23 protein-coding genes are annotated in these 21,235 nt (G+C 43.0%); 21 read left to right on the top strand and 2 right to left on the bottom strand.

Features of this window, described 5'->3' with window-relative positions; translation table 11 throughout:
• The 6 genes from bioD to F1E05_RS13525 all read left to right on the top strand — a co-directional run bounded on the left by bioD (position 1) and on the right by F1E05_RS13525 (position 5,790).
• The gene (bioD, locus tag F1E05_RS13550; RefSeq protein ID WP_150049315.1) at positions 1–675 is read left to right on the top strand and encodes a dethiobiotin synthase; all 675 of its coding nucleotides are present in this window, start codon (positions 1–3) and stop codon (positions 673–675) included.
• A gap of 75 nt (positions 676–750) precedes the next feature.
• Positions 751–1,146: a bacteriohemerythrin gene (locus F1E05_RS13545; protein WP_150049313.1), complete on the top strand. Its 396-nt coding sequence runs from the start codon at positions 751–753 to the stop codon at positions 1,144–1,146.
• 243 nt (positions 1,147–1,389) lie between these two features.
• Positions 1,390–2,520 carry a cytochrome c oxidase subunit II gene (gene coxB / locus F1E05_RS13540; protein ID WP_150049311.1) on the top strand — a complete coding sequence of 377 codons (1,131 nt, stop codon included), beginning with the start codon at positions 1,390–1,392 and terminating at the stop codon, positions 2,518–2,520.
• Between the two features lie 54 nt (positions 2,521–2,574).
• The gene (gene ctaD, locus F1E05_RS13535) at positions 2,575–4,191 is read left to right on the top strand and encodes a cytochrome c oxidase subunit I (RefSeq protein WP_150049309.1); all 1,617 of its coding nucleotides are present in this window, start codon (positions 2,575–2,577) and stop codon (positions 4,189–4,191) included.
• Positions 4,192–4,357: 166 nt separating this feature from the next.
• Entirely contained in the window at positions 4,358–4,903 is a 546-nt protein-coding gene (locus tag F1E05_RS13530; protein ID WP_150049307.1) for a cytochrome c oxidase assembly protein, read from the top strand.
• A gap of 11 nt (positions 4,904–4,914) precedes the next feature.
• On the top strand, positions 4,915–5,790 hold the full coding sequence (locus tag F1E05_RS13525) for a cytochrome c oxidase subunit 3 (RefSeq protein WP_150049305.1): 876 nt from the start codon (positions 4,915–4,917) through the stop codon (positions 5,788–5,790).
• 59 nt (positions 5,791–5,849) lie between these two features.
• Here the strand turns inward: F1E05_RS13525 and F1E05_RS13520 are convergent, their stop codons facing one another.
• Complete coding sequence (locus tag F1E05_RS13520; RefSeq protein WP_150049303.1) at positions 5,850–6,110, bottom strand: twin transmembrane helix small protein; 261 nt, start codon at positions 6,108–6,110, stop codon at positions 5,850–5,852.
• Between the two features lie 79 nt (positions 6,111–6,189).
• On the opposite strand from F1E05_RS13520, the gene F1E05_RS13515 reads away from it, so the two are divergent.
• From F1E05_RS13515 to F1E05_RS13455, 13 genes are all read left to right on the top strand, one after another.
• Positions 6,190–6,930, top strand: a complete 741-nt coding sequence (locus F1E05_RS13515; protein WP_150049302.1) for an SURF1 family protein — start codon at positions 6,190–6,192, stop codon at positions 6,928–6,930.
• Positions 6,923–7,510 carry a hypothetical protein gene (locus F1E05_RS13510; protein WP_150049300.1) on the top strand — a complete coding sequence of 196 codons (588 nt, stop codon included), beginning with the start codon at positions 6,923–6,925 and terminating at the stop codon, positions 7,508–7,510. The genes F1E05_RS13515 and F1E05_RS13510 overlap by 8 nt, the downstream gene beginning before the upstream one ends.
• A gap of 2 nt (positions 7,511–7,512) precedes the next feature.
• Positions 7,513–9,486 carry a signal recognition particle-docking protein FtsY gene (gene ftsY / locus F1E05_RS13505; protein WP_150049298.1) on the top strand — a complete coding sequence of 658 codons (1,974 nt, stop codon included), beginning with the start codon at positions 7,513–7,515 and terminating at the stop codon, positions 9,484–9,486.
• A 4-nt stretch (positions 9,487–9,490) separates the two neighbouring features.
• Positions 9,491–10,147 (top strand): cell division ATP-binding protein FtsE, encoded by a 657-nt coding sequence (ftsE, locus tag F1E05_RS13500; protein WP_150049296.1) that lies wholly within the window; start codon positions 9,491–9,493, stop codon positions 10,145–10,147.
• Positions 10,148–10,149: 2 nt separating this feature from the next.
• Entirely contained in the window at positions 10,150–11,112 is a 963-nt protein-coding gene (gene ftsX, locus F1E05_RS13495) for a permease-like cell division protein FtsX (RefSeq protein ID WP_150049294.1), read from the top strand.
• A gap of 1 nt (position 11,113) precedes the next feature.
• Entirely contained in the window at positions 11,114–11,545 is a 432-nt protein-coding gene (locus tag F1E05_RS13490; protein WP_150049292.1) for a YcgN family cysteine cluster protein, read from the top strand.
• Positions 11,546–11,569: 24 nt separating this feature from the next.
• Positions 11,570–12,541 carry a polysaccharide deacetylase family protein gene (locus F1E05_RS13485; RefSeq protein WP_150049290.1) on the top strand — a complete coding sequence of 324 codons (972 nt, stop codon included), beginning with the start codon at positions 11,570–11,572 and terminating at the stop codon, positions 12,539–12,541.
• A 26-nt stretch (positions 12,542–12,567) separates the two neighbouring features.
• Entirely contained in the window at positions 12,568–13,836 is a 1,269-nt protein-coding gene (locus F1E05_RS13480) for a putative O-glycosylation ligase, exosortase A system-associated (RefSeq protein WP_150049288.1), read from the top strand.
• A gap of 69 nt (positions 13,837–13,905) precedes the next feature.
• Complete coding sequence (locus F1E05_RS13475) at positions 13,906–14,766, top strand: sulfotransferase family protein (protein ID WP_150049286.1); 861 nt, start codon at positions 13,906–13,908, stop codon at positions 14,764–14,766.
• 17 nt (positions 14,767–14,783) lie between these two features.
• Positions 14,784–15,650 (top strand): glycosyltransferase family 2 protein, encoded by an 867-nt coding sequence (locus tag F1E05_RS13470; protein WP_190303141.1) that lies wholly within the window; start codon positions 14,784–14,786, stop codon positions 15,648–15,650.
• Positions 15,651–15,658: 8 nt separating this feature from the next.
• Positions 15,659–17,140, top strand: coding sequence for a lipopolysaccharide biosynthesis protein (locus tag F1E05_RS13465; RefSeq protein WP_150049282.1), 1,482 nt, complete (start codon positions 15,659–15,661; stop codon positions 17,138–17,140).
• A 45-nt stretch (positions 17,141–17,185) separates the two neighbouring features.
• Positions 17,186–18,148 (top strand): sulfotransferase family protein, encoded by a 963-nt coding sequence (locus F1E05_RS13460; RefSeq protein ID WP_150049280.1) that lies wholly within the window; start codon positions 17,186–17,188, stop codon positions 18,146–18,148.
• The gene (locus tag F1E05_RS13455) at positions 18,130–19,227 is read left to right on the top strand and encodes a glycosyltransferase family 2 protein (protein ID WP_150049278.1); all 1,098 of its coding nucleotides are present in this window, start codon (positions 18,130–18,132) and stop codon (positions 19,225–19,227) included. The genes F1E05_RS13460 and F1E05_RS13455 overlap by 19 nt, the downstream gene beginning before the upstream one ends.
• An 8-nt stretch (positions 19,228–19,235) precedes the next feature.
• On the opposite strand, the gene F1E05_RS13450 is transcribed toward F1E05_RS13455, so the two are convergent.
• Positions 19,236–19,889 (bottom strand): tetratricopeptide repeat protein, encoded by a 654-nt coding sequence (locus tag F1E05_RS13450; protein ID WP_150049276.1) that lies wholly within the window; start codon positions 19,887–19,889, stop codon positions 19,236–19,238.
• A 38-nt stretch (positions 19,890–19,927) separates the two neighbouring features.
• On the opposite strand from F1E05_RS13450, the gene F1E05_RS13445 reads away from it, so the two are divergent.
• Positions 19,928–20,638: an N-acetyltransferase gene (locus F1E05_RS13445; protein WP_150049275.1), complete on the top strand. Its 711-nt coding sequence runs from the start codon at positions 19,928–19,930 to the stop codon at positions 20,636–20,638.
• 92 nt (positions 20,639–20,730) lie between these two features.
• Entirely contained in the window at positions 20,731–21,114 is a 384-nt protein-coding gene (locus F1E05_RS13440) for a hypothetical protein (RefSeq protein WP_150049273.1), read from the top strand.
• The last annotated feature ends 121 nt before the right edge of the window (positions 21,115–21,235 follow it).

The following is a 21,235-nucleotide window of genomic DNA, read 5'->3' as shown; positions in this document are numbered from 1 at the left end:
ATGGCCGCGGGGGTGTTTATAACCGGTACGGATACCAACGTCGGCAAGACGTGGTCCAGCATTGCCTTGCTGCTGGCATTGCGGGCAAAAGGATATACGACGGCCGGATTTAAACCGGTAGCGGCCGGTTGCCAGTGGGATGGAGGCGGTTGGAAGAATCGGGACGCGTTGTTGCTGCAGCGTTTCGGTACCGCCGCGCTGGATTATCAAAAAGTCAATCCCTATGCCTTCGAGTTAGCGGTTTCGCCGCACATCGCGTGCGGCACTACCCCGGTAAATCTGCAAGTGTTGCAAAGCTGCTATGCCGAATTAGCCGGGCGTGTCGATTGGGTGGTTGTAGAAGGCGCGGGCGGTTGGCTTTCGCCGCTAGGCGCGGCGCTGGATAACGCCGAATTGGCGCTTGCTTTGCAATTGCCGGTAATTTTGGTGGTCGGTATGCGGCTGGGTTGTATCAACCACGCTTGCTTAAGCGCGCAGGCGGTAAAATTGGCCAACCTGCGCTTGGCCGGATGGATAGCGGTTACTTTGGATGTCGACATGCCGGCGTTCAACGCGAATTTGGAATATTTACACAGCCGTCTCGACGCGCCTTTGCTGGGGGTGTTGCCCCATCAACGGACGGCCAATTTCGGGGAACTTGCCGAGCACTTAAGTTTGACCGACATAATTTATTGATTTAGATCAAAAGTTACCTCCCGAATAATGTCGAAAATGCAACTTCCATAACAACAATTTTTGCGGAGGTACGCAATGGCATTGATCACTTGGACTGCTGAGCAATATGGAACCAACGTAGGGTTTGCCGATCAGGAGCACCAAACTTTGTTCGGATTATTGAATAAATTGTACGATGATGCGATCGGTGGGGCAGCTCGGTCGACTATCGGCAGTTCGCTGGATGCGTTGATTGCCTATGTGGTCGATCATTTCGCGCATGAAGAAAAAGAAATGCAGGCGGCCGGTTACGCCGGTTTCGATGCCCACAAAGCCGAACACGATGCTTTGGTGGGTATCTGTGCGGATCTCCAGAAGAAATTTCATGCAGGCGAGGCGGATGTGACCGATGACGTCGGGCAAATGGTTAAATCCTGGTTGGATAAACACATACCAACCTTCGACAAAGGCTATTCTGCCGTCTTAAAGTAAAAATATTATTTTATATTGAGAAACAAAAACCCGCGATTACTTGTAATTCGCGGGTTTTTTTTGTGGAAATTGGACCTAAGGGAAAAGCTCCTCTGGTTTAAGAAACACCGATGGGTTAAAATTTGCAGGTTATCTTGTGATATTTTTACTACCAGGAAGCGTTGTCTGCCCGATTGCAGGCTGAAAATCAAGAATAAGAATTTACGCATACAAGTTTATAACTACAATCGAGGAGGCTGCTCCGTGAAGAAAACAAAGCAACTGCTCGCCTGTTTGGTTTTAACGGCCTTAAGCCTTGAAGCTGCGCACGCGGACTACACACTTAATCTAGTGCAAGGGGTGACTCAACTCAGTCATGAGTTGTACGACTTACACATGCTGATCCTTTGGATTTGCGTATTTATCGGCATCGGTGTGTTCGGCACCATGTTTTACTCGATATTTCATCACCGCAAGTCGAAAGGACATCAAGCAGCCACTTTTCACGAAAACACCACCGTAGAAATCATTTGGACCATCATCCCGACTTTAATCCTGGTCAGCATGGCGATACCGGCGACCAAAGCGGTGATCGATCTGGATAAGGTCCAAGAGTCCGATATGTCGATTAAAGTCACCGGTAAACAATGGTACTGGGACTACGAATATTTGGATAACGGTATTCATTTCGAAAGCCATCTGGACGAAGCGAGCGAAAAGGTTCACCGCGTCAGCGATATGGACCCGCGTACGGTTGCCAACTATTTGCTGAATGTCGATAAACCTTTGGTTATTCCGACGAAAAAGAAAATCCGTTTCCTATTTACCGCTGCCGATGTGATTCACTCCTGGTGGGTGCCTGATTTAGGCTGGAAAAAAGATGCTAACCCCGGGTTCATCAACGAGGCCTGGACCTATGTCGAAAATCCCGGCGTTTACCGCGGTCAGTGCACCGAGTTATGCGGACGCGACCACGGCTTTATGCCGGTAGTCGTGATTGCAATGGAACAAGACCGCTACGACGCTTGGGTTAAAGAGACCTTAGACAAGCAAAACAAACCGGTCGACTTGAGCGAAGAAAGCCGTTCCGTGTTGATGACCAAAGGCGAATCCGTTTACTTGAAAAATTGCGTTGCTTGCCATCAAATCGACGGCAAGGGCATCAGCGGCTGGTATCCCGCGCTACGCGCCAGTGCAAAAGTTACCGGAAACATGGATCAGTTGATTGGATTTATTCAAGCCGGTACCAGCAAAATGCCCGCGTTCCGCAAACTGCCCGACAACGAATTGGCGGAATTGATTACTTATATCCGCAACTCGCCTGATATCGGCAATAGTGTGGGTGATGAAATTCAACCCAACCAAATCACTCCTAAATGGGATGACGATGAATAAGTTTTCATACCCGTCGTTTAAACCATTTTTCAATATTTGTTGAGGTAAGAAACTATGTCTGCTGTTGTAGCTGAACATGATGATCACCACGATCACCACGATCACGGTCCGATGAAAGGGCCTTTAAGGTGGGTAATTACCACCAACCATAAAGATATCGGTACGCTGTATTTAGTTTTCGCGTTGGTGATGTTCTTTGTTGGCGGTACGATGGCCTTGATCATCCGTTCGGAGTTATTCGAGCCCGGATTGCAGTTCGTCGACCCGCAGTTCTTTAATTCCATGACCACCATGCACGCCTTGGTGATGGTATTCGGCGCTGTCATGCCGGCGTTCGTCGGTTTGGCCAACTGGATGATTCCGATGATGATAGGTGCGCCCGATATGGCGCTGCCGCGGATGAACAACATGAGCTTCTGGATGTTGGTAGCCGGGGTGTTGTTGTTGGCGAGTACTTTATTCATGGAGGGCGGCGCCCCGGCTTCCGGCTGGACGCTGTATCCGCCGTTGGTGCTGCAAACCGGTAAAGCCTTTCCGTTCGCGATTTTCTCCGTGCACTTGTTGGGTATTTCCTCCATCATGGGTGCCATCAACGTCATCGCAACCATCTTCAATATGCGCGCGCCAGGCATGACGTTGATGAAAATGCCGTTGTTCGTATGGACTTGGTTGATCACCGCGTTCTTGTTGATCGCGATCATGCCGGTTTTTGCCGGTGCGGTAACCATGTTGTTAACCGATAAATTCTTTGCGACCAGCTTTTTCGATGCGGCCGGCGGCGGCGACCCGGTCTTATATCAACACATTTTTTGGTTTTTCGGTCACCCGGAAGTGTATGTGATGATTCTGCCGACTTTCGGGGTAGCTTCCACCATCATTCCGGTATTTGCCCGTAAGCCGTTGTTCGGTTATTCATCCATGGTTTACGCCACCGGCGCGATTGCCTTCCTGTCGTTCATCGTTTGGGCACACCATATGTTCACCGTCGGTCTGCCTATTGCCGGCGAGTTGTATTTTATGTATGCGACGATGCTGATTGCGATTCCGACCGGGGTGAAAGTGTTCAACTGGACCGCTACGATGTGGAAAGGCTCCATGACTTTCGAAACGCCGATGCTGTTCGCGATTTCATTCGTCGTGCTGTTCACCATGGGCGGCTTTACCGGCTTGATGATGTCGGTCGCTCCTGTCGACTTTCAATACCACGATACCTATTTCATTGTTGCCCATTTCCATTACACCTTAGTACCGGCTTCCATTTTTATCTTGCAGGCGGCCGCTTATTACTGGTTGCCTAAATGGACCGGCAATATGTACAACGAAAAAATAGGCAAATTGCACTTCTGGTTGTCTGCCATTTCGGTGAACATTCTGTTCTTTCCGCAGCATTTTCTAGGCTTGGCGGGTATGCCTCGCCGGATTCCGGACTACGCAATCCAGTTTGCGGATTGGAATATGGTATCCAGTATCGGCGCGTTCATATACGGTTTCAGCCAGTTGCTGTTTTTGTATGTCGTGATTGATACCATCCGCGGCGGTACCGGTGAAAAAGTCACCGACGAAGTATGGGAAGATGCCAGCAAACATAGCTTGGAATGGACTGTGCCGTCACCGGCTCCTTACCATACCTTCACTACCCCCCCTGAAGTGATTCCAACCGAACATTTTTAAGCGGGCTTTTTCACTGGATAAACATCCCCGTGCGTGTCGATGATAATCGCCCGCTTCGGGGACCGGCAATTATGGATACCAAACAAAAAAACATATTGACCGCGGTGTTATTGGCCGCAATCGCTTTGGCCATTTACATCATGGCGGTAATTAAGGCCACCTCGCAATGAGCGATGAACTGCAACATCGCAACTATAAGCTAGCGAAGAAGTTAGTCATGGTTGCCGTGTTGATGTTCGGATTCGGTTATGCCCTAGTACCGATTTATAATGTGCTATGTGAGATTACCGGGCAAAACGTCAAATTGCAGGAAGCAAAAGAGGCGGATACTGCGTTTGAGGTCGACGACAAGCGGGAGATTACGGTCGAGTTCATCACTTCGGTAAACGAATCGACACCGCTGGATTTCAGCGTTGAAACCCGCAGCCTCAAAGTGCGTCCCGGGCAATATTACACGGTCAATTTTTTTGCGAAGAACGTATTGCCCGGTGCCATAAAGGCGCAAGCCATACCCAGCATCAGTCCCGGTTTGGCGGAAGAGTTTTTTAAAAAGGTGCAGTGTTTTTGCTTCGAATTGCAAACTTTCCAAGCACAGGAAAAAAAAGTGATGCCGGTCCGTTTCGTGGTGGACCCAAAGTTGCCGGAGCGCTATAAAACAATCACGTTGTCTTACACGTTTTTTGACAGAACTTACGATATCAAAACTAAATAGAGGGGAAGGCTATGTCTACGAATGACGCTTATTACATCCCGCATAAAGCCGTGTGGCCTGTTTTGGCTACGGGGGGCTTAATGCTGATGTTGGCGGGTTTCGCTAACTATCTCAACGGAGCGTCTATAGGCTCCGGCATGATGATGGTCGGTTTTGCGACATTTATTGCAATGTTGGCTTTTTGGTTCGCCTTGCAGGCAACTGAAAGCGAATCCGGCATGTATAACCATGGTGTGGGTATTTCCTACCGTATGGGGATGATGTGGTTCATCTTTTCCGAGGTGATGTTTTTCGCGGTGTTTTTCGGTGCGCTTTGGTATACCCGGAACCTGTCCGTGCCTTGGTTGGGTGAAACGGGTTTCGATAGCGGCCCCGGCCGTGCGACTCACGACGTGTTGTGGTCTGCGTTCGAAGGCGGTTGGCCTACCAATGGTCCGGGTAAAGTCGGCGGTGATTTCGAGCCTATGGGTGCTTTTGGTTTACCTTTTATAAACACGTTGATTCTTTTGACTAGTGGTGTGACCTGTACTTGGGCGCATCACGGATTGTTGGCGCAAAATCGCCAGCAGTTGCTTAAAGGCCTTCTGGCGACAGTAGGCTTAGGCTTTTTGTTCGTGGCTTTGCAAGCCAGTGAGTATTATGAGGCTTATCATGAGATGGGCTTGACTTTGGGCTCCGGGATCTACGGTTCAACCTTCTTTATGCTAACCGGCTTCCACGGTTTCCACGTTTGTGTTGGAGCCATCATTTTGTCGGTGGTGCTGTTTCGAAGCTGGAAAGGTCATTTCAAACCGGAAAATCACTTCGCATTCGAAGCGGCCGCTTGGTATTGGCACTTCGTTGACGTAGTATGGCTGGGATTGTTTGTATTCGTTTATCTGCTGTAATTCGGCGCGATAGAAAAAGCGCGAGTCGTAAGGCTCGCGCTTTTTTTTTGCCCGAGCTTTTATTTTTTAGTTTCGCTAATAGCGTTGTCGTGCGAAAGTTGCATTCGAGTGCCGATGCCACTCGGGCGAAACAGTCCACTGGCGTAAGCTAGGAACAGCAATACAAATAAAGCTAAAGAGAGGCCAATGCGAAATGTCAGTGCTTGCGCTGTCTTACGCGATTCTTCGGCGTCTTTGCCTTTCACCAAGTGAAACAGTGCAATACCAAGGCTGATGACTATGCCGCCGAAAATTACCAGAGCGATCAATTTAATACTCATATTCAATCATTTTTTACCGAGTTGGCTAAAAGGGGCCGCTTTTTGGGTAATTTCCCTTAAATCTTAATAAAAAGAAAGCATGCAGCTTAATTTGTTCGGACATAGTTTTTCGATAAAGTGGCCCGGTCTTTTATTGTACCTGGCTTTAAGCGTGGTGTTATGCCGGTTGGGTTTTTGGCAACTGGATAGAGCGGAGCAAAAGCGACAGTTGCAACAACATTTAATGGCTGCTCAAGAACTATCGCCATTAAGTTTCTCCGAGTTAACGCATAGCGAGCCGGAGCGCATACGATATAGACAAGCTGTTGTCCGCGGCCGTTACGATTTCGCGCATCAATTTCTATTGGACAATCAGATTCATAACGGCAAACCGGGGTATTTTGTTTTAACCCCGTTAATTATTGCCGATTGCGATTGCGCGGTTTTAGTCAATCGAGGTTGGCTGGCTTTGCCGGACGGAAATAGAAATAGCCTCCCGCAAATTAGCGTAAGCCAAAACGATAGAACCGTTAGAGCTCGAGTGAATCGCTTTCCGGGCGTAGGCTATAAATTGGCCGGTGCTGAAACACCCTCAGCTACCTGGCCGTCGGTTTTACAACTCGTAGACGCCGAAGTGCTGACGAATACGCTGGGTTACCGCCTATTGCCGTTTCAATTAGAGCTGTCTGCCGACGACTCGGATGGCTACTTGAGAGTATGGAAAACCGTTAACGACATGCCGCCTGAAAAACACATCGGCTATGCAGTACAATGGTTTATTTTAGCGCTGACCTTAACTGCGCTTTATCTTTGGACAATTTTCAGACAACGCAGTGGATAAACGGCTACAAAAAAATCGGCTAACGATACTCGTCATATTTGCGATGTCGGTGATTCCTTTCGGCATTGCCTTTTACCTGGCGAAACATCCGAATGCCGTACAGTTAGGTACCAATCACGGCACTCTTATTAACCCGCCGCTTGTGACCGCGCCGGATCAATTTTCCGGCTTCGACGAATTTTCGGCGGAACACTTGAAAGAACTGCAAGGCCATTGGGTGTTAATAAATTTGTTGCCTAACGAAGGTTGCAATGAGGGCTGTCAGCAAGGTTTATATAAAACCCAGCAAATAACCTTGATGATGGGAAAAGACATTGCCCGAATCAGACGCCTCGCGTTGATCTACCGACCTTTCGAACAGCCGATGAGCGATCCTTGGGCTAGCGATTTGCGCTTATTAAAAGCAATCCCGAACGAATCACTACAACTCTTATTAAAGCGTTTGCCGCAAGGTGAACCGGGAGTATTGCTGGTTATGGATCCTTTAGGAAATTTAATGATGCATTATTCGGCGGGTTACGATCCTTATCAGGTTCGCGACGACTTGAGCAAACTCCTTAGAATTTCACAAATTGGTTAATCATGTTTAGAAAATTATCGTGGGCTTGCACGATGCTGGCCTTTCTTGCCATTTTAACGGGCGCATACGTCCGATATTCCAATGCGGACTTGAGTTGTCCTGATTGGCCTACCTGTTACGGGAGTTTTTTGTTTGGCGATATTCCGACAGCCGGCAGCGAATCGCATCCTGGCACACCTTCGGACTCGACAAAGGCATGGAAAGCGATGGCGTTTCGATACCTATTGGGCGGCTTGCTTTTGACGGCAATACTGCTGTCGTTATCGGCCTTGCTCGGAGCGAAGGAGCGTAAGCCGGCATTAGGATTTTCAGCGGCTATTGTAACTCTTGCGCTAGTGGCGTCGGCACTAGAGATGATGGTAGTAAAAACCGGCGCAATGCCGATTATCACAACTGCGTTAATAATGACAACTTATGTTATTGCTTGGAACGCAGTTTGGTTGTTGCTGCGAACGCATTCGACTGCCAGACGAAGGGAGATGACTAACGGCCCTGTCGGAATCAGTCTGGTTGCGCTGTTGATAGTGTTTGCTCAAATTTGGCTGGGTACTTGGGTTAATGCCAACGATGCAGCATTAGCTTGTCAGGAATTTCCGCGCTGTCAGGGTGAATGGCTTCCGAACGGCACAATTGCAGACGGGTTCAATCTTGCCATAGGCTCAGCCGGCGATATGTCGGCCGCCGGTAAACAAGCCATTCATGCGTTGCATAGAATGGGGGGGCTGCTTACATTTTTGATGTTATCGGTTGCGATGTTGTCGGCAACCTCGGAAACCAACCCAACCGGAGTCCGGCGGAGCGGGGTTTTGCTCAGTGCACTGTTATTGGTAGAAGTGGTTACCGGTATCTTTAGCGTCAAGCACGGTGTCCCGTTGCTGCTGAGTTTGACTCACGATATAGGCGCGGCGTTGATAGCGTTACCTTTGTTCGGCATCCTGTTCTTCAGTCGTTATAGCTTATCGTCGCACACGGATAGCGAGGCGGTATTAGAGCAAGCGCTTGAAACCGACGTAGGGGCTATCGATTATGAGGCTGAAAAGCAGCCCGAATCCGCAGAGCCACTCTATTTCAGACTGCGCACCCAATTAAAAAAGACGCGAAGTAGTATCGGCGATGTGTTTAGTCACTTGGGTTTGGCGCAAAACAAACTGACTCAGGAAATCTTGGACGATGTCGAAGCCAGTTTGCTGATGGCGGATTTAGGCCTGGAAACTACTGCCCAGATTGTACGATATTTGCGCGATAACTTATCGGATGAACAAATAAAAAATCCGGGGCAACTAAGCATTGCGTTGAAACAAAAATTGTTCGATATGTTGCAACCGTGCAGTGCGCCATTACAGCTTATCGATAAGCCGGGGCCTTTTGTTATCTTGGTTGTCGGGGTAAATGGGGCGGGTAAAACTACTTCTATCGGTAAACTGGCTCACCGCATACAAGCGCAGGGAAAAAGCGTGATGTTGGCGGCGGGAGACACCTTTAGGGCAGCTGCCGTTGAACAATTGCAAACATGGGGCGAACGAAACCATGTAACAGTCGTGGCGCAACATACCGGTGCCGATTCCGCATCGGTCATTTTTGACGCCTTGCAATCCGCTCAGGCCAAACAAATCGATGTTTTGATAGCGGATACAGCCGGCCGATTACACACCAAATCCAATTTAATGGATGAATTGGCGAAAATAAAACGAATTATGGCTAAACTTGATGCGAGTGCTCCGCATGAAATTTTATTGGTGCTGGATGCCGGAACGGGTCAAAACGCCTTATCGCAAGCACGCTTGTTTAATGATGCGGTAGGTATAACCGGTTTGGCATTAACCAAATTGGATGGTACGGCCAAAGGTGGGGTAATTTTTGCGTTGGCTAACCAATTGAAGATTCCAATACGTTTCATCGGGGTAGGCGAAGGAATCGACGATTTGCAAGATTTCGACGCCCAAGCCTTTGTAGAGGCTTTGTTTGTTTCAGAATAACGAAATGCTGCGATTTGACCACGTTTACAAACGTTATTCTGATGCCGGCGATGCGCTAATCGACGTTAGCTTTACGCTGGAAGCGGGAGAGTTCGCTTTTTTGACTGGGCGATCAGGAGCCGGAAAAAGTACCTTGTTAAAGTTGGTCGCCATGATGGAACAAGTCACGCGTGGTAATCTGATTTTTGACGGAACCGATATAAGTAGGGCTAATGAACGAAAGATTCCTTATTTAAGGCGAAAGTTAGGGCTGATCTTTCAAGATTACAAATTGCTTAACGATAGAACTGTATTCGATAACGTCGCATTACCGCTTATAGTTTCCGGATATGCGCATCGAGAAATTTCCCGCCGGGTGCGCGCGGCGTTGGATAAAGTTGGCTTACTTGGCAAAGAGCGTAAATATCCCTTGTCGCTATCCGGTGGTGAGCAGCAACGAGTGGGTATAGCCCGGGCAGTTGTTAATAAACCGAAATTAATCTTAGCTGATGAGCCAACCGGAAACTTAGATCCGGATTTATCGGCAGAAATGATGCAAATGTTTGAGCAGTTTATGCAAGTGGGTGTGAGTGTATTAATTGCAACCCACGATCTTGAATTATTAAAACGAATGGACTATCGAGTGTTGAATTTAGATAAAGGCCGTTTAATCGCGAATTAATCATGAAGCAAATACGTCGCAAACGCGCCGGAGATCGCTTGGTTGAAAAATTCCAAGCATATGTTTTAAATCATGCGCATGGCCTGTTTTCCAGTTTAGGTCGTCTCAGTCGTAAACCGATAACCTCGGCAATGACTGTTTTAGTGTTGGCTGTAACGATAGCATTAGCAGGATGCTTTTATATCGGTGTAGCAAACTTGCAACAAATTACTGGTGCTCTGCAAACCAGCCATCAAATGTCTTTGTTTTTAAGACAGGACGTATCAGACGTCGCGGGTAAAAAACTAGCCGACCAATTAATAAAAGATACTCGTATTGGAGTGGCGAATTTTATTAGTAAAGAGCGTGCGATGGAAGAATTCAAAGCCAATAGCGAGTTTGGAGAAGCTCTGACTATTATAAGTAGTAATCCATTACCGCATTTAGTTCAAATTAACCCTAATGTTTCAATAGAAGGTATAAAAGAAATTAACGAATTATTGGTTGATATGCAAAAACTGCCGGAAGTAGAATTTGCACAAATAGATATGCAATGGGTTGAGCGTTTGCAGGCAATTATCAAAATTGCCGGCCGGGGTGTATCCTTGGTAGCAATTCTATTAGGATTTGCCGTTACATTTATTACCGGAAACACAATCCGATTGGAATTACATAATCGTCGAGAAGAAATTTACATTGCTAAATTAGTAGGGGCAACTCACGCGTTTATCCAAAGGCCGTTTTTGTATACCGGATTTTGGCTAGGATTTATTGCAGGCTTTTCGGCATGGCTTATAGTAACGATTATCTTGCTAATTTTAGAATCACCGGTGGAGCAACTATCCTCTTTATACAATAGTTCATTCCAACTTTTATACTTAGGCTTTTCAGAATTTGTTTTATTGCTAATGTTATCTTCGGTATTAGCAATATTCGGAGCCTGGGTAGTATTAAATTATCAATTGAAACAAATAAATCCTGAGTAGCATGAATCAATTTTGGATGACTAAGCCATTAAGTCTGTTGACAATGGACGAATGGGAGTCTTTATGCGACGGCTGCGGAAAATGTTGTTTAGTAAAGTTGGAAGATGAGGAAACAGGGGAAATAGCGTTTACAAATGTTGTTTGTAATTTTATCGATCTAAAGACCTGTAAGTGCACTTGTTACGATGAGCGCACGGAGCGTGTGCCGGAATGTATAGATCTCAAACAACATGATTTTTCTACATATAATTGGTTACCATCCACATGCGCCTACCGTCTCTTGTCCGATGGGAAGTCGTTGCCAAATTGGCATCCGTTATTGTCGGGTACAAAGCAGAGTGTAATTGATGTCGGAGCAACGATTAGCGGTTTTGCACTGAAAGAAGATCAAGTTGATGATTTGCAAAATCATATAGTCGAATGGTTACGATAACTTATCAATCTAGTTAATAAATTAATGATAAATGACCTTATATTAAAATTGATGAGGCCGTTTGCTGCATTAGCTAGCGGAGCAGGAAAACAAAAAAAATTAATCATTCTGATTTACCATCGAGTGTTGGATAAACCGGATTACATGCGGTCTGACGAAATAGATAAGGCCGCATTTTCTTGGCAAATGGAATTGTTAGCCAAGCATTTTACTGTTCTATCTTTACCGGATGCTATAGAACGTTTACAACAAGGCTCATTACCTTCCCGTGCTGTCTGCGTTACTTTCGACGATGGATATGCTGATAATTACAATAATGCATTTCCAATTTTGAAAAGCTTTGGATTATCTGCTACATTTTTTGTCGCTAGTGGTTTTTTAAATGGCGGACGGATGTGGAACGATACCATAATTGAAGCGATAAGATGTTTTCCAAATAATGTTTTAGACTTACAGAGTTTAGACTTGGGCGTTTATCAATTAAATAGCGAAAAAGAAAGATATGACGCAGCGCAAACTATAATTAGAAAAATAAAACATTTAGACTTTGTTAAGCGAAAACAATATTGCGACTTAATAGGTGAAAAGTGTGGTGAGTTACCAAATGATTTAATGATGACTAACGACCAAGTAGTCGAGCTTTCCAAAAATGGCATGGATATTGGTGGGCATACAGTTAATCATCCAATTCTAGCTAAATTAGATTCGGATCAAGCGAAAATGGAAATTAACGATAATAAACGTTATTTAGAGTGGTTATTGAATAGAGAAATTTCTCTTTTCGCCTATCCAAACGGAAAACCTGAATTAGATTACACTAATGCCGATGTGGACATAGTTAAAAATGCAAATTATAAAGCAGCGGTGTCTACGGCATCTGCCACTGCGGATAGAAAAAGCGATATTTGGCAATTACCAAGATTGATGCCATGGGATAAATCTCCTATCCCATTTATGGCAAGGATGATTTGTTTTTATCAGAAAGGTGGTTTGTAAATTATATAAGGCTAATATTGCCATTTATGCGTGATATTATAGTTACGTCGATTGTATTGATAGGTTGTTTGTATACGTTAAGGCGGCCATATATCGGTATATTGCTATGGTCTTGGCTTAGTTATATGAATCCCCATCGGTTGACATACGGTTTCGCATTTAGTATGCCATTTGCGCAGATTACCGCATTGACTTTGATGCTGTCAATGCTGGTATCAAAGGAGGTTCGTAAACCCCCATTAAATACGATAATCTTTATATGGTTTTCGTTTGTATTGTTTATGGGGGTTTCAACGTTATTTGCATTCTTTTTTGAGGATGCTTGGGCTCAATATATAAAAGTAATTAAAATACAGTTGGTTGTTTTCTTGACGTTGATGCTGATAACGGATTTGGATAAATTAAATCAGTTGTTGAGTGTTATTGTGCTATCAATAGGATATTATTCAGTAAAAGGCGGAGTATTCACCGTTCTTACCGGTGGTGGCTATCGAGTATGGGGGCCTGCGGGTAGTTTTATTGAGGGAAATAACGAATTAGCAGTAGCTGCGCTGATGATAATACCAATAATGGTTTATTTGCATAAAATATATAATAACAAATTTATAAAGTATATTCTAATTTTTTCAATTGTTTCAAGTTTTATTGGCGCAATTGGTACCCAATCCCGTGGAGCACTAGTTGCTTTTGGCGCTGTATTGGTATTCTTCTGGCTTAAAAGCGATAAGAAAATAATTTACGGACTCTTGTTTTCAGTAGCTGTCGCTTTATTGTTTATGTTTATGCCGGAGTCTTGGCAAGAACGAATGAATACTATTAACACCTATGAAAGCGATGCTTCAGCGATGGGTAGAATCAATGCGTGGGAATATGCATTTAATGTTGCTAATAACCATTTGCTAGGTTTGGGGTTTGAATCCTGGAGCCCGATTACTTTTGCCATGTATGCGCCAAATCCGAATGATGTTCATGCGGCCCATAGTATCTATTTTAGTGTGTTGGCGGATCATGGTTGGATAGGTTTACTAATGTATTTATCCATTTTTTATTTTAGCTGGAAGAAGCTAAAAGAATTAATTAGGAATACCGATGGATTATCTGAATACGAAGCAGTGAATTTTTTGGCTAGAATGCTTCAAGTTACTTTAATAGGTTATTTTGTTGGAGGAGCATTTTTAAGTTTATCTTACTTTGATTTGCCTTGGCATATTGTTGCGTTTATTCAAATTATTTCAAAAATACGAAATACCAATGAATCCATTAAATCTAACACTACCGTTCCGGTACAAGTTTGACAGCTATCGAATGATTATGCGGCAATTTTGCTTAGTTTGTCTGTTAGCTTGTTTCATTGGACTTTATTTATGAAAAATTCAAGGCCAATCATAGTAGGAGGATGTCCCCGTAGCGGTACTACTCTAATGCGACGGATACTAAACAATCACTCTCGCATACATTGCGGATCAGAGGTGAAGTTTTTTGAGGATTTATTTAACGACTACCGATTAGATGATCAATTAAAAAATATAAGATTTTTTAATACGGCGCGAAATTTGGCTCAGGAAGAAGATGTGATAAATATTTTCGGAAATGGCTTTGTAAAACTTCATGAGGTCGCTGCAAATAAAGCTAATAAGGTGCGTTGGGCTGATAAATGCCCTTCAAATGTCATATATTTAAACTATTGGGAAAGTATTTTAAAAGAGTCGTTTTACTTTGTTCATGTTGTAAGAAATCCGTTAGATACATTAGCATCATTGAAGGAAATGGAGTTCGATAAGTCTGTGCCGGCTAATTTTAATCAAAAAATTGATTTTTACATTAATTATATGAAAGCTGGGTTGGCTTATGAGGAGATTGCAAGCGATAGATATATTAGGGTTATTTACGAAGAACTGGTTTCTTTTCCGGAACAGGTTGTTTCACGGTTGATGAGCTATTTAGGTGAGTCTTTTGAAGAGTCGCAATTGAAGTTAGATAAGCCATCAAATAAAGGTATAGAAGATCCGAAAATTAATACTACAAAAACAGTTCATACGTCATCGTTCGGGCGATGGAATAATATTCTCACGCCAAGTGAAGCTGTCACAACTTGGGAAATATGCAAGCCAATATGGCATCGAATTGATAAAAATTATAAATTTATTAGTGGGTTGGATTCGGACGGTAACATTGTAAAGTCGTCAGTGTCAAATAATATTTTTTCAAGATTTTTTATAAAATAATAGATTGGATCTGTTTTGTGAAAATAATTGCAATTATTGCCAGTTATAATGAAGAGCGATTTATTAAAGCCTGCTTGGAACATTATTTTTATCATGGCATATACGTGTACTTATTGGATAATCAATCTACTGATAATACTGTAAATATTGCAAAAACCTACTTCGATAAAAATTTAATCGGATTAGACATTATTCCGCGTCGTGGTAAGTTTGAATTAAAAAAGCAATTGCTCGCAAAGGAAAAACTTATAGATAAATTAGAAGCGGATTGGTTTATTCACGCCGATGTTGATGAATTTCGACTTCCACCTGATTCTAGCGAAACATTGGCTCAAGCGATAGAGAGGGTAGATAAGAAAGGGTATAATGCCATTAATTTTATGGAGTATACTTTTTTGCCGGTTAGAGAATTTCCTCACCACGAATCAGATGATTTTCAAAATACCATGCGGTGGTATTATCCTTTCGCCCCTCAACATCCTCACCGCTTAAATGCTTGGAAAAAACAGCCGTTATCTCAGTGGCCGGGATTTAAAAAGACTGTTAAAGAACTTATAAATAATAGGCGTTGCCGAGCAGCGTCTGTCAATTTGTGTAAAAACGGTGGCCACGTAATAGAATTTAATGGGATTCGTCCGTATCCAATTGACTTTAAAATGCGCCACTATCTGGTGTTGAGTTTAGAGCATGCAATTCAAAAATACGTATTGAAGTCGTTCGATTCCAAAGAAGCCTCCTCAATGCATGGTTGGCGTGCAACGGCTGCAGCCGACGAGTTTTTGTTGCCCTCTGTAGAACAAATGCGTTATTACCAAGGGGATGACGCATTGGATCCAAATAATCCGTTGAAAGAGCATCTCATCGTACAACGAAAAACAATCTAAACAGAGAGATGTCGGAACATTTAGGTAAAAAAATAATAGCAGGAAGTATTTGGTCTATATTAAACCGCTTTGCCTTGCGAAGTATAGGTTTTATTAATACTATTATTCTAGCAAGGTTGCTTACTCCGGATGATTTTGGGCTAATCGCACTTTCTATGTTAACCGTCGGATTAGTGGTTTTGCTTTTCAATACCGACATGGGGCAGGCCGTATTGAGAAGAAAAGAGGTAAATAACGCTTTATTAAATACAGCTTGGACACTAAGGGTAATAGCGGGAATTTCGTTGAGTGTAATTATCTTTTTATTAGCTCCGGTTTCTGCTGCTTACTTTAATGATTCCAGAATTTTACCGGTGATGCAACTAATCGCATTTCAGCCATTTATTGAATCGTTAAATAATATAGGTTTTGTATTATATGAAAAAAACTTGGAATTTAAAAAGTCATTTTTTCGGACGCTAATTTCTAAAGGGTTGTCCGTTTGTGTTGGAGTTGGCATAGCAATTTGGTTGCGAAATTATTGGGCTTTAGCAATTGGTATAATTGCGCAAAATGTCATAACTACCGTTATGAGTTTTGTTATGCATCCTTACCGTCCTAGATTTCAATTGACTGCTGCAAGAGAGCTCGCAACAGACTCTTATAATAACATTGCAAAAAATATAGCAATTTTTTTGAAACAGAAGTCGGATGAGTTCTTTATAGGTACAATAAGTGGTGCTAACGGTCTGGGTGGCTACTATATGGCGAAGTCTGTGGCTAATATGCTAACTGCGGAACTAATCCAGCCGGCCGGTAGTGCGCTATTATCAGGTTATACTAGGATTGTTCATGATCCGGAACGTTTTAAATCTTCTGTAATTAAAGTAGTAAATGCAATATCACTTATTGCATTTCCATGTTCTCTAGGTTTATCTGCAATTGCCTGCCAATTTGTTCCCGTAGTGTTTGGTAGCAAATGGGAACCGATTATTCCTTATTTTGAATTATTTTGTTTTATGGGTGGGTTGACGGCGCTGCAATCCGTCACCGGTCCTGTATTAACTGCAATCGGCAAGCTATATGTTATTTCTTTTGTTGCTTGGTTAAATTTGATTTGCTTTGTAACTATGCTTTTGTCAATTGCGTATACTAAAGATATTTTGTTGATTACGCATTCGTTGTTCATGTTAAGCGCCATCATGACAGTGTTGAATTACATTGTATTAATAGGATACGCGAAAATAGGATTTATGCGAATAGTTTTAGCGTTGTTTAAGCCAGCTGTGGCCTCTATCGCTATGTCATATTGTCTGTCATTGTTGAATGAAAAATTTCTAACTCAGATATCAATTTTGAATTTGGTTGCTAATGTTGTTGCCGGATTTTTAATATATGCAACTTTAATCGGGTTGGCTTGGTTGATTCGCCGGAATCCGGATAGTATAGAAGGGGTTGTTTTTAAAAAAATATTTAGAATAAATGCTGGTTTGCCGGTTAAAAGCCTGTAACTTATTGTTCCCGATTTATTTTTCGATAACTAAAAATAGCATTGTATGAAAAATCAGGTGCTAGTTGTACTTGGAATGCATAGAAGTGGGACTTCGTTATTGACCGGCTTGCTTAGCGAAGCTGGTGTTAGTGTAGGTAAACGATTATATGCTCCTCAAATAGGAGTGAATGAAAAGGGGTTTTGGGAGCATGAAGATATTGTCGATTTACATGATGAACTATTATTGCATTTGTACTCACAATGGGATGATATTTTGCCGCTACCCGAATTTTGGTGGAAACATGCTAATGTTGCTAAATTTAAATCAAAGTTGATTGGGTATGTAAACAGGGATTTCGTAACCTCGAAAGTGTGGGCAATTAAAGATCCAAGAATGTGCCGATTACTTCCATTATGGTTAGAAATTTTCTCAGATCTGAATGTTTCTCCGGTATTTGTATGTCTCAATAGAAATCCATCGGAAGTAGTGGCCTCATTAAAAAAGAGAGACGGTTTTTCTGAGGAAAAAGCGTTAGTTCTTTGGCTAAATCATACGCTAAATGCCGAGCAATTCAGTCGAAATAAAAATAGGGTTTTTTTGGATTTTGACACTGTAGCCGAATCTCCGGAAACAGCTTTATATAAAATCGATAAGTTAATTGAAGGTGGTTTTCCTCTTAGTTTATCCGACGTTAAAGAAAAATTAAATGACTTTGTTTCGCCTTCTTTAAGGCATCACAATTCTGCAAATAATAGTATGCTCTCAGGTTGTTTGGGTTTGCTTGCTGAGCGTTTGTACAAAGAGCTTTCATCTGGCAAAGATGTCGATACCTCACTTATCGATACGATATCTTCGGAGTTCGATAATTATCAGAAAACGTGGAGTACTGAATTGTTGGAGCAGGTTCGTTATCTGAATGCCGAAAGAGCGGATTATCGGATTAAGTTTTTTCAAATATATCGTTCTTTAAGCTGGTTGTTAATTAAACCGCTTTGGTATCTGGAACGTTGGCTGCGGAATTATTAAAATTACGTATGGATGTGTTACCTCCTGCTGCTTCGGTTGTGATGACAACCTATAATGGTAGTCGCTATGTTAGGGAAACTATTGAATCTATTTTGAATCAATCTTTTAAAGACTTTGAATTCATTATCATCGATGATTGTTCATCCGATAACACCGTTGAAATCGTCAATAGTTATAAAGATAATAGAATAAAGTTTTTTCAAAATCAAAAAAACTTAGGGATTAGTAGGACAAGAAACCGTGGTTTGGAATTAGCACGGGGCAATTATATTTTTGCTACCGATCAGGATGATGTCAGTTTACCGTGTCGACTTGAAGTGCAAATTCGGTTTATGCAAGAACATCCGGATATGGTGATGATCGGTAGCTCTGCTAAGGAATGGAGGAATGGTGAAATCAGTTCGGTATATAAACCGGAGTCCCGCCCGGAAATATTGCATTGGCGTCTTTTTAGTCGCTGCGGTATTGTCCATTCGTCGATCTGTATCCGTAACGATATTTTAAAGCGATATTCGATTTGCTACGATCCGGCTTATCATTATGCTGAAGATTTTGTGTTGTTTCATAAGCTAGCGGAACGAGGGCGAATTGCTATTTTACCTGATGATCTAGTAATTTATCGTGAGCATGAAACAAACGCCAGCGTGAAGTTTAATTCGGAAATGGAGCAAAACGGCCAGTTATTTCTACAGTCGCAATTTTTGAAAGCATTAAACTTGGATGTTGACTCAAAGTTAATCAATAAATATTGGTCCGTCTTTGTTATCGGTGCTGCAAACTATGAGTTGGACGATGTAATTGCGGTTGGAGAGTTATATTTTAAAGCTTTTAATACTTTTTTAACGTGCCATCAATTTGCCCATTCTCAATTGGAAGAGTTGACAGAGTTCGCCGTACTTGACTGGTGGAATTCAGTCTGCCGTTGTGTTAATTCCACAGGGAATATAAGGCTAATGTCGGCGTTTACCCGGGTTGTTAACGACACGTATTTTACGTTGCAATTAAGAGGGGTTATGCGTTGTTTTCCGAATGTGTTGTTTAAACAGACTAAGCGTGTTTTTGCTAAGTTTTTCGCTTGAAGTTTATGTCATTTATCCCAAATTCCGGCTTTCTTGAGTTGGTCGCGTAATCCTGAAGGTGCATCCTTTTCTTTTTCATATATTTCTTGCGCAAGTTCATATGCCTTTTCTTTTTCGTTGTTATCGAATAAAAATAGTGCATAGGAATATTTTATTTTCATGTTTTCGGCATCGATTTGAGTGGCGCGATCATACAAGTTTCTAGCTCTTTCCTTTTCCCCAACCTTTGAAAGATAATAAGCATACAGCGAGAAAGGCGCCGGATCGTCCGGACTGTATTCAATTGCGCGATTAAGATAACACTCCGGTTCCGTTTTTAATTTCTCTTTTCTTAAGCCTTTTAGTATATTGAGTTTAAATCGTATAATACTAAGTAATGCTTTATGGTGATTCGGAAAAGCGCGTAAGGTGTAGTTTAAATCACCTTCTATGCTCCCGCTTTGACCTTTGACTAAAGCTTCCACTTGTGGGGTAAAGTGGTATTCTTCGACTAAATGTACTTTTTCTCTGTCTTTAATGTAATCGTAAGGCCCATAACCTTTTTCACCAGTACACATTTCACCTTTCAAGTTGTTGCCTACCCATGGGGCCGGCTTTAATGCGTAGGCGTTGGTAGATAATGTCAGAATTATTGGCGTAAGTAGTGTTAACGATGTTTTCATGATTGTTCACTGAGTGTATTCAACTAATTTTCTAGTCTATGAGCTCACATCCTATCCGCATCTGGCAAGCGAAGCTGTGTCATTGGGTTTCACAAATCGGTCTCGTCGATACTTTGCTTTACGCATTCAAGCGTATCGTTTGTAGCCTGTCAAATGTTGTTGATTTCGACAAGTATTATTTCGTTTCGCAACGGCTTAATAATGCTCCATTACTACCGGAAGGGAAGGGGAAGTCTTTTGATATCGTAGAAATAACCAGCGATTCGGTGCCTAGCCATCCGTGTCCTAGGCCTGTGGAGGTTATCAAAGATAGGTATCAACAAGGAGCGAAGTGTTTGGCTGTGTTTAAGCTGCAAGAGTTCTGCGGATGTCTATGGTTTGTTTCCACCGAATATAAGGAAGACGAATTTCGCTGCCGCTATCGATTGCCAAATACGGCGGTATGGGATTTCGATGTCTATGTAGATCCTAAATACCGATTCTCCCCGGCTTTTTTGAAACTGTGGGATGAGGCTAGTTTTAGACTTTGCTCTGAGGGATACAAGTGTTCGATTAGCCGTATTTCCGCATTTAATCCTGTCTCACTTTCGTCCCATAAAAGGATGGGGGCGGTCGAAATCGGTTGGGCTTGCTTTCTGAAGATCAAATCGCTTCAGTTTTCGCTTGCATCGATAAAGCCTTACGTTCACCTTTCGTGGCGAGACGAGGCAATGCCGGTGTTTAACATTCAGACGACCGGAAACAATTGACTGTTCGACGCTAGCCCAATTTTTCGCACTGTCCAGTCAATAACGTTTCGCGTAAAATTTGTTATCGGTTCTTTTCAATAGAGGATAGTTTTATGAAAACTATATGTTTTTTCTTGTTAGTCTCCCTGGCTCAGGTTGCCGCTGCAGCTGAAGAAAGCCAGCAGGAGTGGAACGCTACGAGTCTAAGCGATGCAGTCATCGAAAAAATTCAACAAGCTCAATACGGTTATAAAAAATGCGTAGTTGAAGCAATGCGGCAGCCGCAGAACATGGGCCTGGAGAGTAGGAACGCAACCGATGTTATTATCCGTCAATGCGAACCTACACTGGGAGAAATGCGTAAAATTTACACGGATGCCGAGGTTCCGCCTGTTATTGCTGACAGGCATTTAAAAAAGTTGCGAATTGAAGTCACTCGTAATTTGTTGCAAGAGTTAATGTATTTAGAAGCGGCCAGAAAAGCGGGTGCCTCGTAAGCCATAGGCTAGGTGCGCGGACATCGATTGGGGCAGGGTTGGTCCTGTTCAGCGCAAATCTCCATCTAATAACTAATAACCAAGCGTTTACTGGAAAGTATTTACTTTTGCTAGCTGGGTT

Source organism: Methylomonas rhizoryzae, assembly GCF_008632455.1.
GTDB lineage: Bacteria > Pseudomonadota > Gammaproteobacteria > Methylococcales > Methylomonadaceae > Methylomonas > Methylomonas rhizoryzae.
Note: the sequence above shows the minus strand (reverse complement) of the source record. Positions and strands in the feature narration are given on the sequence as shown.

Bases quoted from the DNA above. Each gene is read 5' to 3' on its own strand.
- ftsY (WP_150049298.1), top strand. From the start codon at position 7,513: ATGTTTAGAAAATTATCGTGGGCTTGCACGATGCTGGCCTTTCTTGCC.
- bioD (WP_150049315.1), top strand. From the start codon at position 1: ATGGCCGCGGGGGTGTTTATAACCGGTACGGATACCAACGTCGGCAAG.
- F1E05_RS13465 (WP_150049282.1), top strand. From the start codon at position 15,659: ATGTCGGAACATTTAGGTAAAAAAATAATAGCAGGAAGTATTTGGTCT.
- F1E05_RS13485 (WP_150049290.1), top strand. From the start codon at position 11,570: ATGATAAATGACCTTATATTAAAATTGATGAGGCCGTTTGCTGCATTA.
- F1E05_RS13445 (WP_150049275.1), top strand. From the start codon at position 19,928: ATGAGCTCACATCCTATCCGCATCTGGCAAGCGAAGCTGTGTCATTGG.
- F1E05_RS13490 (WP_150049292.1), top strand. From the start codon at position 11,114: ATGAATCAATTTTGGATGACTAAGCCATTAAGTCTGTTGACAATGGAC.
- F1E05_RS13545 (WP_150049313.1), top strand. From the start codon at position 751: ATGGCATTGATCACTTGGACTGCTGAGCAATATGGAACCAACGTAGGG.
- F1E05_RS13525 (WP_150049305.1), top strand. From the start codon at position 4,915: ATGTCTACGAATGACGCTTATTACATCCCGCATAAAGCCGTGTGGCCT.
- F1E05_RS13440 (WP_150049273.1), top strand. From the start codon at position 20,731: ATGAAAACTATATGTTTTTTCTTGTTAGTCTCCCTGGCTCAGGTTGCC.
- F1E05_RS13460 (WP_150049280.1), top strand. From the start codon at position 17,186: ATGAAAAATCAGGTGCTAGTTGTACTTGGAATGCATAGAAGTGGGACT.
- ftsE (WP_150049296.1), top strand. From the start codon at position 9,491: ATGCTGCGATTTGACCACGTTTACAAACGTTATTCTGATGCCGGCGAT.
- ftsX (WP_150049294.1), top strand. From the start codon at position 10,150: ATGAAGCAAATACGTCGCAAACGCGCCGGAGATCGCTTGGTTGAAAAA.
- F1E05_RS13520 (WP_150049303.1), bottom strand. From the start codon at position 6,110: ATGAGTATTAAATTGATCGCTCTGGTAATTTTCGGCGGCATAGTCATC.
- F1E05_RS13450 (WP_150049276.1), bottom strand. From the start codon at position 19,889: ATGAAAACATCGTTAACACTACTTACGCCAATAATTCTGACATTATCT.
- F1E05_RS13530 (WP_150049307.1), top strand. From the start codon at position 4,358: ATGAGCGATGAACTGCAACATCGCAACTATAAGCTAGCGAAGAAGTTA.
- F1E05_RS13475 (WP_150049286.1), top strand. From the start codon at position 13,906: ATGAAAAATTCAAGGCCAATCATAGTAGGAGGATGTCCCCGTAGCGGT.
- F1E05_RS13480 (WP_150049288.1), top strand. From the start codon at position 12,568: ATGCGTGATATTATAGTTACGTCGATTGTATTGATAGGTTGTTTGTAT.
- F1E05_RS13515 (WP_150049302.1), top strand. From the start codon at position 6,190: ATGCAGCTTAATTTGTTCGGACATAGTTTTTCGATAAAGTGGCCCGGT.
- ctaD (WP_150049309.1), top strand. From the start codon at position 2,575: ATGTCTGCTGTTGTAGCTGAACATGATGATCACCACGATCACCACGAT.